The 15,246-nt window shown below is 65.8% G+C and carries 15 protein-coding genes; 4 read left to right on the top strand and 11 right to left on the bottom strand.

The window, feature by feature from the left end:
* Positions 1–31: 31 nt before the first annotated feature.
* From ACFU5V_RS07075 to ACFU5V_RS07035, 9 genes are all read right to left on the bottom strand, one after another.
* Positions 32–1,726: a PucR family transcriptional regulator gene (locus tag ACFU5V_RS07075; RefSeq protein WP_378697946.1), complete on the bottom strand. Its 1,695-nt coding sequence runs from the start codon at positions 1,724–1,726 to the stop codon at positions 32–34.
* A 9-nt stretch (positions 1,727–1,735) separates the two neighbouring features.
* A complete protein-coding gene (locus ACFU5V_RS07070; RefSeq protein ID WP_378697944.1) occupies positions 1,736–3,241 on the bottom strand; it encodes an amidase in 1,506 nt (501 codons plus the stop codon).
* Positions 3,242–3,341: 100 nt separating this feature from the next.
* A complete protein-coding gene (locus ACFU5V_RS07065) occupies positions 3,342–4,451 on the bottom strand; it encodes a ring-opening amidohydrolase (RefSeq protein WP_378697942.1) in 1,110 nt (369 codons plus the stop codon).
* A 167-nt stretch (positions 4,452–4,618) separates the two neighbouring features.
* A complete protein-coding gene (locus ACFU5V_RS07060) occupies positions 4,619–5,845 on the bottom strand; it encodes a GTP-binding protein (protein WP_378697940.1) in 1,227 nt (408 codons plus the stop codon).
* A gap of 113 nt (positions 5,846–5,958) precedes the next feature.
* Positions 5,959–6,600, bottom strand: coding sequence for a nitrile hydratase subunit beta (nthB, locus tag ACFU5V_RS07055; protein WP_378429916.1), 642 nt, complete (start codon positions 6,598–6,600; stop codon positions 5,959–5,961).
* 25 nt (positions 6,601–6,625) lie between these two features.
* Positions 6,626–7,249: a nitrile hydratase subunit alpha gene (gene nthA / locus ACFU5V_RS07050; protein WP_378697938.1), complete on the bottom strand. Its 624-nt coding sequence runs from the start codon at positions 7,247–7,249 to the stop codon at positions 6,626–6,628.
* A gap of 39 nt (positions 7,250–7,288) precedes the next feature.
* On the bottom strand, positions 7,289–8,344 hold the full coding sequence (locus tag ACFU5V_RS07045) for a phenylacetaldoxime dehydratase family protein (protein WP_378697936.1): 1,056 nt from the start codon (positions 8,342–8,344) through the stop codon (positions 7,289–7,291).
* 153 nt (positions 8,345–8,497) lie between these two features.
* Complete coding sequence (locus ACFU5V_RS07040) at positions 8,498–9,397, bottom strand: helix-turn-helix domain-containing protein (protein ID WP_378698421.1); 900 nt, start codon at positions 9,395–9,397, stop codon at positions 8,498–8,500.
* Positions 9,398–9,511: 114 nt separating this feature from the next.
* On the bottom strand, positions 9,512–10,474 hold the full coding sequence (locus tag ACFU5V_RS07035) for a helix-turn-helix domain-containing protein (protein ID WP_378697934.1): 963 nt from the start codon (positions 10,472–10,474) through the stop codon (positions 9,512–9,514).
* A 283-nt stretch (positions 10,475–10,757) separates the two neighbouring features.
* Here ACFU5V_RS07035 and ACFU5V_RS07030 point away from each other — a divergent pair, with 283 nt between their 5' ends.
* The 4 genes from ACFU5V_RS07030 (at position 10,758) to ACFU5V_RS07015 (ending at position 13,266) form a co-directional block, all read left to right on the top strand.
* Positions 10,758–12,305 (top strand): amidase, encoded by a 1,548-nt coding sequence (locus tag ACFU5V_RS07030; protein ID WP_378697932.1) that lies wholly within the window; start codon positions 10,758–10,760, stop codon positions 12,303–12,305.
* Positions 12,302–12,556, top strand: coding sequence for a hypothetical protein (locus ACFU5V_RS07025; protein ID WP_378429910.1), 255 nt, complete (start codon positions 12,302–12,304; stop codon positions 12,554–12,556). Before ACFU5V_RS07030 ends, ACFU5V_RS07025 begins: the two co-directional genes overlap by 4 nt.
* A 108-nt stretch (positions 12,557–12,664) precedes the next feature.
* Positions 12,665–12,961, top strand: a complete 297-nt coding sequence (locus ACFU5V_RS07020) for a putative quinol monooxygenase (RefSeq protein ID WP_378697930.1) — start codon at positions 12,665–12,667, stop codon at positions 12,959–12,961.
* A gap of 137 nt (positions 12,962–13,098) precedes the next feature.
* Positions 13,099–13,266 carry a hypothetical protein gene (locus ACFU5V_RS07015; RefSeq protein WP_378697927.1) on the top strand — a complete coding sequence of 56 codons (168 nt, stop codon included), beginning with the start codon at positions 13,099–13,101 and terminating at the stop codon, positions 13,264–13,266.
* Between the two features lie 50 nt (positions 13,267–13,316).
* Here the strand turns inward: ACFU5V_RS07015 and ACFU5V_RS07010 are convergent, their stop codons facing one another.
* Together ACFU5V_RS07010 and ACFU5V_RS07005 are read right to left on the bottom strand one after the other, a co-directional pair.
* Positions 13,317–13,988, bottom strand: coding sequence for a 4-carboxy-4-hydroxy-2-oxoadipate aldolase/oxaloacetate decarboxylase (locus ACFU5V_RS07010; protein ID WP_378697926.1), 672 nt, complete (start codon positions 13,986–13,988; stop codon positions 13,317–13,319).
* A gap of 32 nt (positions 13,989–14,020) precedes the next feature.
* Entirely contained in the window at positions 14,021–15,229 is a 1,209-nt protein-coding gene (locus tag ACFU5V_RS07005; RefSeq protein ID WP_378697924.1) for an aspartate transaminase, read from the bottom strand.
* Positions 15,230–15,246 lie beyond the last annotated feature (17 nt).

The raw sequence follows: 15,246 nt of genomic DNA, 5'->3' as shown, positions 1-15,246 counted from the left end.
CTTTCCACCGATGCCCGGGTGTCCTGATCGGTCACAAGCCTTCCATCTCCACTACCCTCAGTGCGAGCGCAACATCCAGGCGCAGAATGGGATCCGTCGTGAACGGGCCGACGATGCTCTCCAGCTTGCCGATCCGGTAACGCAGTGTGTTGTAGTGGAAATGCAGGACGCGTGCCGTCTCGGCGACGTTGCAGTTGGTGTCCAGGAGTGCCTGCATCGTCTGTCGGAGATCGATCGCCTCGTCTGCGTCGCCGGCCAGCGACCCGAGGATCTCGGTGGCGAACGACCGGAGCTCGGCGCTGTCGTCGACCAGGGAGAGCAGTCTGTGGACGCCCAGGCTGTCGAAGTGTGCGACAGAACCGTTCCCGCGCATGCGCCGCCCCACCGTTACGGCCTTACGCGCCTGGTCGTACGCCTGCGGAAGGTCGGCAGCCGAACCGATGACCCGGCTCACGCCGGTGCAGAACGAATGCCTGCCGCCTCCTCGGTCACCGGTGACGGCCGCAATCAGATCGTTCACGACAATTCTCGCGTCGTCGTCACCGACCGGCATCAACACCACCACCTCGTGGCTGAACCCGACCACCGGTGCGTACCGGTCCCTGCGCCGGACCACCTGTTTCCAGGCAGCAGTGAGTCTCTGTTGCGGCATCCGTCCGGCACCCGGCGGCCGTATCGCGGGGCCGGCGGTCGAGCGAGCGGGGTCCGGGTCGAGCTCCGCGACAACGACCACCATGGCGCGGTTCACGTCCCATTCGAGCTGCGCGCAGTGCTCCGTAATCTGGTCAACCGTACCGGCATTCCCGTTGAGTACGTCGCGCAGGAAGTCGCCGTGAAACTTTGATTCGACCGCCGACACGGCGAGTTGCTTGGTCACCGCCAGCGCGACCACGGTTGCGGCTCGCTCCAGCGCTTGCACGGTGACGGGACCCAATGCGCCGTCTCCCACGAAGGCGAGGATGACGCCGTGATCGGTCCCGCCGGCATGAACCCGCGCAACGGCGATCTGGCCGGCCTCCGTGCCCGGCGCCGCCTGCAGGCCGTGGTGCAGGCGCTCGGTGCGAAGCCGGCCGGACGGGTCGAACAGCGGCAAGTCCTCCAACGCCTGCAGATTGACCGGCGAACCCGCTGACGCGTTGACCCGCCCGTCCGGTGTGCAGATCAGCACCGCAGCGTCGAACAGCGTGGCGACCTCGTCCGCGATCTGCGGCAGGTCGCCACCTTCGAGGACGATCTTCGTCAAGGCACGGTGCATGCGATCGGCCACGTCGAGGGCGAACGCCTGCCGATCGACGAGGTGTGTGAACACCTCGGACATCACCTCGTCGAAACCGATGTCGTGCGGGATGAGAAACAGCGGAATGTCGAGACGGTCCGATGCCTCGAGCATCGCGGCAGGGAGATCGCCGAGGTACCGGCCCTCCTTGACACCGAGCGCGGCTGCGCGGCACCGGGCGAGGCCCTCGACGAGTTCGACCAGCGCGCGGGGGTCGAACGGCTCACCCGAATCTGCATGTCGCAGAGGGAACCCCGTGGTGATCAGCAGTTCGTTGGGTTTCACCCACGGCAGGATGTCCGGTACCTCGATGACGTTGACTCGCAGAACGGTCTGGTCCAGTCCGCCCGCCCCCGCGAGGAGCGTGGAGCCGGCCAAGCTGGGGAGGGTCAACGCCTCCCGAATCGTCAACGCGTATCCGGCTGGTGACGGCAGATCGACCGCGTCCACGGGTGCAGCTCAGCTCGGGAGGAGTGCCGGCGGAAGCACGCGCTGCGTCCACTTCGTCTTCTGCTCGTACGCGTGGGCGAGTTGGAGGACGGCTCGGTCGGCGCCGTGTCGGCCGATTATCTGAATTCCCATCGGGAGCCCACGGCCGTCGAAACCGACCGGCATCGCGGCGACCGGGAGGCTCGTCATCGTCCACGGTGCGACGGTCTCCATCCACCGGTGGTAGGTGTCCATGGGCCGGCCGGCGATCTCGGTGGGCCAGTGTGTGGACTTGTCGAACGGGAACACCTGAGCACTGGGCGCGAGGATGTAGTCGTACGTTTCGAACATCTTCGTGAGGGCGGCCTGCCACTCGTTGCGGGCCGCCGCGGCCTTGGTGACGTCGAGCGCGGACAGCGCGATTCCGTGTTCCATCTCCCACACGAATTCGGGCTTCATCTGCTCGCGTGTCTGCGGGTCGTCGTAGAGGTCGACCAGGCCGAGCTGGGCCCACCAGCGCCATCTCAGAAAGAGCTGCCAGATGTCTTCGGGCTTGTAGTCGGGGAACGCCGCCTCGACGTGGCAGCCGATGTTCCGGAATGCGCCGAACGAGGACTCGCACAGCTCGAGAACCCCGGGTTCGGTCGCCAGGTACCCGCCCCAGTCGCCCACCCATGCGATCCGCGTTCCGCGGAAGTCCCGCTCGAGGTTCCGCGTGAAGACCTCGGGGTCCTCGCCGATGCCGAGCGGGGCACCGGCGTCGGGCCCTGCCATCGTCGACAGGAGCTGCGCCACATCGGCCACCGACCGTCCCATCGGGCCGACCACCGCGCCCTGAGCGATGAAGCCTGCCTCCGGGATGCGTCCCCAGGAGGGACGAAATCCCACGACATTGTTGAAGGCCGGCGGATTTCGCAGTGAACCCATGTAGTCGCTGCCGTCGGCAACCGGGACCATCCGCAATGCCAGGGCCGCGGCGGCACCGCCGCTGCTTCCACCTGCGGTGCGTGACGTGTCGTACGGTGTCGCCGTCGTACCGTACACCGGGTTGTACGTCTGGGACCCGAGTCCGAATTCGGGCGTGTTCGTCTTGCCGATGACAATGGCACCCGCTGCCTTGATCCGCGCGACGAACAGGTCGTCCGCGTCGGCGATCCGGTCGGCGAAGATGGGTGATCCGGACGTGAACGGAAGCCCCTCGGCCGCGGAGAGATCCTTGACGGCGTGCGGGAATCCGTGCATCCAGCCGAGGTAGTGCCCGTCGGCGAGCTGATGGTCCCGTTCGCGCGCCTCGGCCAGCAACTCGTCCCGGCCCCGCAGGGCAACGATGGCGTTGACACTTCGATTGTGCCGTTCGATGTGGTCGAGATAGGCGGTCATGACGTCGGCGCACGACACCTCGCGGCTCTTGATCAAACCGCTGAGCGTGAGCGCGTCACACATGACGAGATTGTCGTATCCTTCTGGCCCGCCGAAGGGTTCGACGTCAGTCAGGGGCGAATCACCTGCGTCGACGGGATCGATGACGTGTGACACTTGTGAAGCTCTCCACGGTTTCGGATGCGATTGCCGGCGATCGAGGGTGCGCGGCGGCCCGGTGGCGGCCACGCACCCTCGTTCACGGTGCGACCAGGAACTATTGACCGAGGTCGACGATGGCGGCGACGGGTCCGCCACCCTCCGGGCCCTGGTGCGCGGCCGACACGGACACGAACACCGCCGGGTCACCGGTGACCGACGCCGCGACACCGCCTACGCACGACTTGATCTGGCGGTGCCAGTGGACGTCCGAGTCGTCGAGCATCGCGTTGCGGCGGCCGCGCACCGTCCCGTCCTGACTCGCCTCACACTTGAGGAAGACATTGACGAGCCGGCCGTCCAGGTCGCTCGTGTGGGGCCGCTCGGGCAGTTCGAGTCCCGCGTCCCGGATCGCCGACCAGATGCCGTCCTGATCGAGCGGATCCGTCATCACGCTGTGCCCGATGCGGTAGCGGCCGCCGACACCGCGCGCATTGCCCACCACCACGATCTGAGCCCGGTCCAACTCGACACCCGAGGAGCAGGATGCGACCGACGAGTAGAGGTCCCGGCTGTGCATGACGTCCGCATCGTCGGGCATGTCGATCTCGCCGAGAGCGACGGCGATCCCCAGTGCCGTAACACCGTTCGACAGGTCCATCGACTCGTGCGTGTGCTCGGTCCACACCGTCTCGCCGCGGCTCTTGGCGTCCCGGATGGTGTGGATCGTCAGCAACGGCGTCTTCGTCTGCACGTAGTGCACGTCGGCGGGGTCGGTGATGCCGGCATTGTCCATCGCCATCTTCACCGCCGCTGCCACCTTGGTGATCATCGCCGTGCGACCGATGTCTTCGGGGAGAAGCTGCTCACTCATCGCGACACCGACGGTCAGTCGCGGCTCGTCGGACTTCACCGCCTTCTCCGCAGGCACCGTTGCGAAGATCGTTGCGTGCGGGCTGATCACACCGTCGGTGCCGCCGGACCAGACGATGGGCACCCCCGCCACCTCGTCCGCGCTTCGGCTGCCCTTGGCAGAGAGGACCTCACGGAAAGCCCGATCCGCGATGATGCGCGTGTAGTCGTTGACGCCGCCGTTGCCCTCGGTCTTGCCGATGACTGCAACGACGCGGTCCGCTTCGAGCACACCGTCGTCGATGAGCTTGGCCAGCTCGCCGGCGTCGGACACACTGTGCAGGGGAACCTTGCGGACCTCGATTGCTTCGGGCATTGACATCTCCTCTATACGTGGCTTGCGGGGTAGTCGAGATCAGCTTGTGGCGATCGGAACTCCAACGCAGCCCACGCTATGAGGGCGATCACGTTCGGACATTGGCAAAGTTTGCCCAAACCAGAACTCACATTGGGCAGAGTTGACCAGTGCCGCAGGTCACAGGATCAGATGGTGCTCGTCTGGGCTACCTGGCTGGTCACGTGATCGGAGTGACCGGCGCCGAGGGGGTCGGGCCACCCCGACCACGTGTCGGGGCCGGCGTCGATTTCCTCGGTGGTGAGAAGACACGTGTCGAGCTCGTTCCGAAGTGTGTCGGCGTCGATGCCCTGGCCGATGAAGACGAGTTCCTGTCGGCAGTCACCGACCGGTTCTTCCCATTTGTCGAGAATTCCCTGGCGGCGGTAGTCGTCTTCCGGCCAGTAGCTGTCGGGGAGGAACTTCCACCACCGGCCGACGTACCCGTGCCGGATCACGTGACCGGCTTGGGAGATGCTGCCGATCTCGGTGAACCGGCCGGCATTCCAGTAGTAGCCCTTGGCGCGGAGAAGTCTGCCGTTCGTCCATTCACCGGTGAGGAACTCGTGTAATCGCCCCGGGTGGAAGGGGGCGCGTTCGCGGTAGACGACCGAACCGATTCCGTATTCCTCGGTCTCAGGAGTGTGCTCTCCCTGGAGTTCCTGCAGCCAGCCGGGTGCCTGGGCTGCCCTGTCGAACGAGAACAGGCCGGTATCCATGATGGCGTCGAGTGGGACCTGTCCGTGAGATATCGCGTGGATGTCCGCGGTCTTGTTCAGCGATCGAATCAGCGCGGTCAGTTCGGTGAGGTGCTCGGCGGAGACGAGGTCGGCCTTGCTGATCAGGACCACGTCGGCGAACTCGATCTGATCGACCAGAAGATCGGAGATGTCGCGTTCGTCCTCGGGAGCGTCGGCCTCGACGGGACCGCCGGACCGGTAGTCCCGGAGAAAACTGTGGCCGTCGACGACGGTCACCATGGTGTCCAACCGCGCGATGTCGGCCAGCGCGTGCCCGTCGGTGTCGATGAACGTGAAGGTCTCGGCGACGGGCAGGGGCTCGGAGATGCCGGACGATTCGATCAGGAGGTAGTCGAATCGTCCGTCGGCGGCCAGGGTTCTGATCTCGTCGAGGAGATCCTCCCGCAACGTGCAGCAGATGCAACCGTTGGTCATCTCGACGAGCTTTTCCTGCGATCGGCTCAGCGAGATCTCTCGTTCGACCTCGGCACTGTCGATGTTGATCTCGCTCATGTCGTTGACGATCACCGCGACGCGCCTGCCTTCGCGGTTGCGCAGGATCTGGTTCAGGAGTGTCGTTTTTCCTGCACCGAGAAATCCGGACAGCACGGTGACGGGGAGGCGCGTGTCATTCATTGGTCAGTTCCTTCCGGCGAACCTGGTTGTACTCGCGAACAGACCGGCGGCGGAGGCGCGGAGTTACGGGCGGGCCCTCCACCGCCGGTCGGTGTTCATCGTGTCGGATGCGTTCAGGCGGCTACCTTTTCGAGGTATCCCTCGAAGAGGTCGACCACGACGCTGCCGGCGTCGGTGTCCGCGCCGAAGAGGTCCTCCGCCGCGAACTGGACGTGATAGGTGGGTTCTGCACCGGCGTCGTCGCGCCCGTGGCCGATCGCGTCGGGGAACGGCCATTTCTCGGTGGTGCGGTGGGTGATCGTTCCGACCCGGCCGCGGCAGTACGCCGGCATCCGGATGTGCCCGGGCACGTGCTCGTCGCGGACCCGAACGCGCTGACCGACCTCGAACGTGATGTCATCCGTCCGCGCCGGCCGGCCTTCCGACTCCGCAGGGAGGGACAGCGGGAACGGGCCGCCCGCGAGCGCCTCGAGCTCGTCGTGGGTCAGGATTCCCTTCTCCACCATCAGGGTTGCGACGCCGATGACGTACCGCTCGTAGTACGGCGTCATCATGTAGTGGCGTGGTTCCATTCGTTCGACGACGTGCCTGACTTCGTCGACGCTGAACGCCCCCAGGTCTGCGGCGCCGAGGAACAGCAGACTGTAGGGAAGGTGCTCCCACTCTGCGTGAAAGGGTCCGCCGATGTCGGCGTTGACGGTGTGCGGGACCTTACCGAACCCCTGGACACCGGCGAGATCGTGTACTCCATCCATGGATCTGTTCCTTCTCTTCGGGTGCTCAGGCGCTCGGAACCTGCGGGATCGCGACCCCGATCAGGCAATCTTTGGTGACGATCTGCTGGAGTTGCTCCCGGGTCCATCCCTCGGTGCCTGCCGGCCGCTCGGGCAGCACGATGTAGCGTGTTTCCGCTGTAGTGTCGTACACCCGGATCTCGACGCCCTTCGGAATGTCGGTACCCATCTCGGACAGCACTTTTCTCGGTTCACGAACCACGCGGGCGCGGTACTCGAAGCTCTTGTACCACGTCGGCGGCAGGCCGAGGATCGGCCAGGCGGTGCACGAGCACAGCGAGCACACGATCACGTTCTTCAGTGTCGGCGTGTCCTCCAGCGCCACGATGTATTCACCCTGCGGTCCCAGGTACCCGTACCTGCCGACTGCCTCGGTACCGTCAGTGAGCAGAAGTTGCCGGAATTCGTCGTCGGTCCATGCCCGCGCGACCAGTTCAGCCCCGCGGTGGGGGCTGAACTCCTCTTCGAATGTCTTCTTCCAGCCTTCGACGTATCCCTCGGGAACCAATCCCTTTCCGTCCAGCGCCCGGAACAGCGCCCAGGCACGGTCGGCGGCCGGTGCCTGTGCGGGAGTCCCGTTCTCCGGTGTGTGTTCGATCGTTACCGACATTCTTCACCTTCTCTGTAGGGGCTGAAATTGCGAATAGCTCTACTGCGGCGGCTGCGCGTCACGCAGCATGCCGGTCTGCGGATGGCAATTGATGTACTCGTATCGCTGGTCGCGCGCGTCGAATACCGAGACTTCATGGTAAAGACGAAGTTTCGACAGGCTGGCGGCGACGCGGAAGAACGTAGTGAAGATTCGCAGGTGGGTGGGATGAGATTCCGCCCAGCGTTCGAGCTTGTCCAGCGAACCCCAGTGGCCGATGTTGTAACTCTGGTCGAGAAAGTTTCCGTCCAGATCGATGTTGCGCACAAACCTGTTGCTGTAGCAGCCCACCGATTGTCCGTTGTCGCGCAGAAAGTCCATGCCGTCCTGCAGAGTGGGCAGGATTTCGTCGAGATACAGGTTGCGTTCCGCCGTTTCGGCGTCGGCCCAGTCCTGCCCGGAGCGGATCAGTGCGATGTTGTCGTGGCCCTGAACCACCACGCGGCCACCTGCGGCGGGATCACCACCGAGTACACGCAATTCACCCGACGGCTGGATCCAGTCGGTCTGGGAAACAGGGAAGCGTTCGCGCATCGAGCCCCAATAGCCGTGCTCGTTGATCTCGCCGCTGATACCGCCCATGACGGCACCGACACCCGGAAGGGCGTCCTGGAACGCGTACAACGTCTCGAACTGTTCGGCGCGCGGGGCGACTATCTCACGGAAGTACCCCAGCCCCTCCGACAGCCTCGCGTCCGATGCCCACCAGCCGGCCACCTCCGGCAACTGGAGCCAACGATCATGGGCAGCACTATCTTTCCAATAGCCCACGATCATCAGATTCTCATGGTTCTGATTGTCGACGTGGTGGGTCAGGTCATAGTGCAACGGGCCGTCGGGCAGATCGAAACCGGCCACCATGTCGCGCACGGCGCGCAGCGCGGCCGGGCGTTGCGCGTCACCGCGGAACTGCACACCGAGGTATCCCATCACCACCTGCTGCACTTCTTCGCCGGCACGTCCCACCCACATCGGAAAGGGTGGCTGGTAGCCGTCCGGGACGCGTCGGGTCAACGTGCGAGGGCAGGTGAGGTGATCGCTGATTGCAGATTCCATGAGGGCTCCTGGTTCCGGTTCATCGCGTGCGGGCCGCCGCGTCGGCGGCTGAAAATCCCTGCAACGCAGAAATTACCTCCCCGATCGACGGCGAATCTGACGGAGAGGGACAGGTATTTGGACGAGAGGGACAACCCGAGTTGCGTCCCGACGTCAGGGTGTGGCCGTCGTCGCCCGGTACTGGCGTGGGCTCATCCCGTACTCGCTCTTGAACGTGCGGCTGAACAGCGAGGGGTCGGCGAAACCCCAACGGCGGGAGATCTGCCCCAGCGAGCGATCCGTGGTCGCGCTCTGCGCCAGGTCGCGGCGACACTGTTCGAGTCGCCGCACGCGGATGACGCGCGACACCGTCGTGTCCTGCTCGGCGAATACCCGGTGCAGGTGCCGGGTGGAAATGCCGAGGGCCGAAGCGATCACGGACGGCGAGAGCGCTGGATCTCCGAGGCTCTCGTCGATCATCGTCGTCGCTGCGCGGTAGGTGCTCGAACGTGGCGCACCGACCGGCCGGCCGACGGCCCGCAGGACGGCACCGACCAGGTCGCCGACCTCGTCCACGATCGCGTTCCCCGCTCCGGCATCGGATGCGATCCGGCTCGTCACGATGTCGTGCAGGAACCGGCCCAATAGCCCGCTGGCGCCGGCGCGACCGTCGAAGGCTATCGCGGTGAGGTCGTGAATCTCCGCTTCGGTGAACGAGAGTGCGCTCCTCGGCCACGTGAAGACCTCGAGCACCCAGGAGCCGTCATCCGGATGCCCGTCGATCCGCCACTCGAACGGGCGAGACGTGTCGTACAGGACGAAGTCGTCGTGGTCGAGTACGCACTCCCGGCCATCCTGGGTGACCACGGCACGCCCACGACGGATCCGCCCGATCTGGAGGTAGTCGGCACGGTCGGCTCTGGCCAGGCTGCTGCTGCGGGCGATCCGTTGCTCGGTCGATTGGACTGTGGACACCTTGAGATGAGCGAGTTCGGAGGACCGCACTGCACCGGTGAACCGGGGGCCGTCTTCGATGTCCGAGACGCTGAGGGCGACGAAGTGCTGGCGCAGCATGTCCTCCCAGTCGGAGGCCCGTGTCGTCCGCACGGGTAATGCAAACCCGGACCTGACAAGCATCGAAACCTCTCTTCGGTCTGATTGCGCAATTCTCCCCCGAGAACTTCCGGGCTACCGGTGCAATTCCCGGTACCGGCTCGGGCTGACGCCGTATCGGGCGGCGAACGCTCGGCTGAACACCGACAGATCGATGAATCCGAACTGCGCGGCGATCTCGGTCAGCGAACGGGAGGCGTTGCGCGGGGACAGCATCGCGTCACGGCAGACCTCGAGTCGGTGCGCCCGGATCGTGGCGGCCACGGTGTTTCCGAATCGGGCGAACACTCGGTGCACGGTTCTCGTGGAGATGAAGAACGCGTGGGCGATGCGCTGCGGGGACAGGTCCGGGTCGTCGAGATTCCGCTCGATGTACCGCAGCATGTTCGCGTACAGATCGCGTGCGGTGACGTCGGGATCGTCCGGCTCACCCTCTTCCAGTGCCGCCGTGATTGCCAGGTCTGCGATTCCGTCCGCCAGCCGCATCGCACCGCTTGGCGACGGTTCCTTCTCGGCTGCGAGGAGTCCGGCGAGCATCGGCGACAGTAGCTGCCCCACTGCCGAATTGGATCGCACGGTCCGTGCCGTCAGTTTCTGCGACTCACCCTCGGACAGCGAGACGGCACCGCGCGGCCACGTGAAGACCTGGAGGTGCCATTCCGGTCGCAGGTTCCAGGTGAACGGGCGGGCGGATTCGTAGATGGCGAAGTCGCCCGGCCGCAGCGTGCAGGTTCGCCCGTCTTGGACGAGTTGCCCCTCGCCGGCGACGACCATGCCGATCTGCATGAGGTCGAGCGGATGCCGGTCGGTCAGCTGCGGCGTCCTGTGAAAGGTCTGAGGTGTGGCCAGGACGTCGGCGGCCAGGAGATGCGCGAAGCGACGGGTGTGGACCGCACCCGCGAAGCGCTCGGATTCGCCCGGGCTGATCTTCAACGCCACGAAGGTCTCGCTGATCACCTCGACCCAGTCTCGGAGGGCAGCTGTCCGGATCACCTCCGTGCGGCGGTGCTCGCCACCCGGTGCGAGCGACAACGGCATGAGCAGCCCCTTTCCCTCGCCTGCACGTCACGCTATGAGCAATCCGGCGTCACTGTCAATGCCAGTTGACCACTGTTTCCGCAGGGAAACACGCCTCAGCGGCGAGGTTGGCGCTGAGCGCCAAGCGGGCTGTCGCTGTGAGACAAACGCTGCGGTTCGGCTGCTTCTACGGTTCGTAGAACACCGGGAAAATGCCGGCGGGTCCCGCGTCGCATCCGGCCCGACCGCCGGCCCTCGACCAGGTGCCCTCGGGCGCCACCGTACAGCTGAGGAGCGCACCTTCATGACTTCGTTGCCTGCACCCGATTCCGCTCGATTGGCGGCGTTGAACGAGCATTTCCGATTCGGGTTGTCCGCCGCCGACCTCGACGAGTTCGCCCCTGCCGTCGAGGCCACCCTCTCGGCGCCGATCGCCGTCGAGCAGCTCTATGCGCGTGCGGCGTCACCGGCCCCCGAGCGGTCGTGGGCTCCGCCTGCACCGGAGGCCAATCGTCTCGGAGCGTGGTACGTCACCACCTCGATCGACGGCTCCGCCGAGGGTCCGCTGGCCGGCCGCACCGTGGCGGTCAAGGACAACGTCGCGGTCGCGGGAGTGCCGATGATGAACGGATCGCGCACCCTGGAGGGGTTCGTCCCGCGGCAGGACGCCACGGTCGTCCGCAGGCTGCTCGATGCCGGCGCCACGATCGCAGGAAAATCGGTATGTGAGGATCTGTGTTTCTCGGGCGGGAGTTTCACCTCGCAGCCGGGACCGGTACGCAATCCGTGGGATACGACCCGCAATTCGGGTGGATCTTCCAGTGGCTCCGGGGCTTTGGTCGCCGGCGGTGAGGTCGACCTGGCCGTCGGCGGAGATCAGGGCGGCTCCATCCGCATTCCTGCCGCATTCTGCGGGATCGTGGGTCACAAACCGACGCACGGACTGGTCCCCTACACCGGTGCATTTCCGATCGAGAGGACCATCGACCATCTCGGCCCGATGACCCGGACCGTCGCCGACGCCGCCACCATGCTCAGTGTGCTCGCCGGTACGGACGGGGCCGATCCGCGACAATCACGCCAGGTCGAGCCGGTCGACTACCTGGCTGCGCTCACCGAACCCACCTCCGGGCTGCGGATCGGCGTCGTGACCGAGGGCTTCGGCACCGCAGTGTCCGATCCGGCGGTCGACGCCGCCGTCCACGCCGCGGTCGACGTGCTGCGCAGCGCCGGACTCGCGGCGGAGCAGGTGTCGATTCCGTGGCACCTCGACGCGATGCACGTCTGGAACGTGATCGCGACCGAGGGCGCCGCGTACCAGATGCTCGACGGCAACGCCTACGGCATGAACACCGACGGATTCTACGACCCGGAACTGATCGCGCATTTCGCCGCTCAGCGCCTCGAGCGCGGTCACGAGTTGTCCAAGACGGTCAAGCTGGTGGGGCTGTCGGGACGGTACACGTTCGAGGTCGGCGGCGGAAAGTACTACGCGATGGCCCGCCAACTCGTCCCCGAACTGCGCGCGGCCTACGACGCCGCCCTCACCGACTACGACGTGCTGGTGATGCCCACGGTCCCCTACACCGCGAAGAAGATCCCGCCTGCCGATGTGGCATTGGGCGACTACCTCGACGTCGCGTTGTCGATGGTCGGCAACACCGCCCCGTTCGATGTCACCGGTCACCCGGCCTGCTCGGTTCCCGCGGGGCTCGTCGACGGCCTGCCGACGGGGCTGATGATCGTCGGCAACTCGTTCGACGACGCCAGGGTCCTGCGCGTGGCACACACCTATGAACAGGCCGTCGGCGGCTTCCCCACCCCGCCGGCCGTGATGAGTTCTGCTCGATGACACCACCACGCTTGTCTCTGGACGACGAGATTCTCGATCTCGCCGTCATGTGGCTTCCCATCGGGGATCCACCGGCCGACAAGATCAAGCGCGACTTCGGCGTCGAACCGGCCGAATATCGCGTGCGTCTGGCGCGCGCCATCGACCGTTACCTGCAGACCTCGAACGCGAGTACCGCCGCACGACTCGACCGATTCTTCGAGACGTCGATGCTGACAGCCCTGAGACCGAAGGCAGTCACCACCAGGTAACGAACAGTCCGGTCGCAACTTGTGTCAGAGGGGTGGTGGTCAGCCGCTCGACGCTCGTAGCGTCGTAGGTGGGTGTACGCGAGTCGGAACGAACGAGGAGGAGACATCGTGACGATCGACAGAGGAATTCTGGCACTGCTCGAGGCCAAGCCGGGCAAGGGCGAGGAACTGGCTGCGTTTCTGGAGCAGGGACGCGCCCTGGCGGCGGAGGAGGAAGGCACCGTCACCTGGTACGCGTTCAAGGTCGGCGACACCACGTACGGCATCTTCGACACATTCCAGGACGAGGAAGGTCGGCAGGCACACCTGACCGGAGCGATTCCCGCCGCCCTGGCCACCGTCGGCCCCGACCTGCTCGCGAAGGACCCCGACATCCGACCGGTCGACGTGGTCGCTGTCAAGTAGGGCACCCGCCGGGTTTCCTACCGTACGGTCAGTCGAATCCTGCCCGTAAACCTACCCGATCGGGTAGGTCCCCGACCGTCCGCGCTACGGCATACTTGCCCGGCTCGGGGGTTTCCGAAAACGATACGGAGAAACTGATGCTCGACCGGCTGTACGCCGCTGTCCTCGCCGTCGCCGGCCTCGGCTACGGCGGATACATCCTCCTCGACGAACTGACCGGAGGGTCGGACACACCCGGCGAGGACGAACATCGCCTCCACGAAGCCGCGTCGGGAGCAGGTGTCCACGCCGTGACGTCCCCCTGACACCGCCCTGAGGGAATTGACACCGACCTCAGAGCACTGACACCGCCGGCTCACTGGTCGACGGTGAGACCCTTCGCCTCGAGCACCTGGGCGAGGTTGCTGACCTGGATCGGGGTTTCGCCCTTCTTGTACCGCTCGATGTAGGCGGCCTCGGCAGCGTCCCGCTCGCGGGAGGCGTCGATGGCGAACTGGACCTCGTCGCGCCGGACCACGACCACACCGTCGCAGTCGCCCTTGATGACGTCGCCGGGGTAGATGATCTGGCCGCCGAACACCAGCGGCTGGTTGACGGGGCCGAGGGACTCCTTCACCGTTCCCTCGATGCACACGTGCTTGGAGAAGACGGGGAACCCGAGTTCGCAGATCTCCCTGCTGTCCCGCACGCCACCGTCCGTGACGAGGGCGCTGATGCCCCGCGCCACACACGCATTGGCCAGCACGTCGCCGAACTGTCCCGCCGGCTGGTCGCCGGAGGACACGATGAGCACGTCACCGGGCTGCGCGTAGCTGATGGCGACCTGGAGCATGATGTTGTCGCGGGGATGGCACACGACGGTGAAGGCGGATCCGCAGAACGACATGTCGCGGTCGATGGGCTTGATCCCCGAATCCAGTGCGCCCTTGCGGCCCTGCGCCTCGTGGATGGTGGCGGCCGAGAAGGCGCCCAGGCTGTCGATGGCGGCCCTGTCGGCGCGATCGATCTTGGTGGTGACGTGAACCATGATGTCTCCGTACTTCTGTGATGGCGGGTGGGTCAGCTGAGCGAAGCGACGGCCTTCTCGACCGCGGCTGCCGCATTCCTGAGCACGTCCTCGGACGTGGCGAAGGAGACCCGGAAATAGGATTCGGCCCCGTACGCAGAGCCCTGGATGGTGGCCACCGACGCGTGGTCGAGGAGGAACAGCACCACGTCCTGATCGTTTTCGAGCAGCGTGCCGTCGGGTGTCCGCTTGCCCACGAGGCCGGCGCATCCGACGAACAGGTAGAAGGCGCCCTGCGGCAGTACGGGTTCGAGACCGTCGATGCCGGAGAACAATTCGAACGTGACGTCACGCCGGGCGCGATAGCTCGCGACGGACGCGGTGACGAAACTCTGATCCCCGGTGAGGGCTTCGGCGGCGGCGGCCTGACTGATCGACGACGGGCAGGACGAACTCTGCGACTGCAGCTTGTTGATCGCGCCGATCAGGCCCCTGTTCCCGACGCCGTACCCCAGGCGCCAGCCGGTCATCGCGTAGGCCTTCGACACACCGTTGGTGACCAGGATCCGATCGCGCAGGTGCGGCGCGGACGACAGCAGGTTCGGTACGGGTGAGTCGGTGAACACGATCTCGTCGTAGATCTCGTCGCAGAGCACGTTGACGTGCGGGTTCCGGTCGAGGACCTTCGCGAGTTCCGCCAGTTCGTGCTCGCTGTACACGGCGCCTGTCGGGTTCGATGGCGCGTTGAGGATGACCCACTTCGTCGCCGGGGTGATGGCGGCCTCGAGCTTCTCTGCGGTGAGCAGGAACCGGTCGGATTCCGGGCAGTCGACGACGACGGGTGTCCCGCCGTGCACGGTCACCATGTCGGGGTACGACACCCAGTACGGGGCGGGCACGATCACCTCGGTGCCCTCCTCCACCGTCGCCATCAGCGCGAGGAAGATGACCTGCTTGGCGCCTCCGCCGACGGTGATCTCGTTGTCCGCGAACTCCACTCCGGTGCGGGCCAGCATCTTCTTCGAGATCGCCTCCCGGAGTGCGGGAATGCCGTTGACGGGGGTGTACTTGGTGAGACCGGACTCCATCGCCGCCACGGCCGCGGCCTTGATGTGCTCCGGGGTGTCGAAATCGGGCTCTCCGACCGTCAGGTCGAGGATCTCCCGCCCCGACGCCCGGAGTTCGCGAACCCGTTGCGCGGCTGCCACACTCGGCGATTCACGCATCTGGTCGACTCGCGCTGCTGGAACGAAGGTGGACATGGTTCCTCCTGGTAGAG

The organism is Rhodococcus sp. NPDC057529 (assembly GCF_042802055.1).
Taxonomy (GTDB): domain Bacteria; phylum Actinomycetota; class Actinomycetes; order Mycobacteriales; family Mycobacteriaceae; genus Rhodococcus_F.
The sequence above is the reverse complement of the archived record's forward strand: the minus strand, read 5'-3'. Positions and strand labels throughout refer to the sequence as shown.

Coding starts and splice junctions, on each gene's coding strand:
- ACFU5V_RS07015 (WP_378697927.1), top strand. CDS start 13,099: ATGCTCGACCGGCTGTACGCCGCTGTCCTCGCCGTCGCCGGCCTCGGC.
- ACFU5V_RS07005 (WP_378697924.1), bottom strand. CDS start 15,229: ATGTCCACCTTCGTTCCAGCAGCGCGAGTCGACCAGATGCGTGAATCG.
- ACFU5V_RS07045 (WP_378697936.1), bottom strand. CDS start 8,344: ATGGAATCTGCAATCAGCGATCACCTCACCTGCCCTCGCACGTTGACC.
- ACFU5V_RS07010 (WP_378697926.1), bottom strand. CDS start 13,988: ATGGTTCACGTCACCACCAAGATCGATCGCGCCGACAGGGCCGCCATC.
- ACFU5V_RS07025 (WP_378429910.1), top strand. CDS start 12,302: ATGACACCACCACGCTTGTCTCTGGACGACGAGATTCTCGATCTCGCC.
- ACFU5V_RS07030 (WP_378697932.1), top strand. CDS start 10,758: ATGACTTCGTTGCCTGCACCCGATTCCGCTCGATTGGCGGCGTTGAAC.
- nthB (WP_378429916.1), bottom strand. CDS start 6,600: ATGGATGGAGTACACGATCTCGCCGGTGTCCAGGGGTTCGGTAAGGTC.
- ACFU5V_RS07035 (WP_378697934.1), bottom strand. CDS start 10,474: ATGCCGTTGTCGCTCGCACCGGGTGGCGAGCACCGCCGCACGGAGGTG.
- ACFU5V_RS07040 (WP_378698421.1), bottom strand. CDS start 9,397: ATGCTGCGCCAGCACTTCGTCGCCCTCAGCGTCTCGGACATCGAAGAC.
- ACFU5V_RS07060 (WP_378697940.1), bottom strand. CDS start 5,845: ATGAATGACACGCGCCTCCCCGTCACCGTGCTGTCCGGATTTCTCGGT.
- nthA (WP_378697938.1), bottom strand. CDS start 7,249: ATGTCGGTAACGATCGAACACACACCGGAGAACGGGACTCCCGCACAG.
- ACFU5V_RS07065 (WP_378697942.1), bottom strand. CDS start 4,451: ATGCCCGAAGCAATCGAGGTCCGCAAGGTTCCCCTGCACAGTGTGTCC.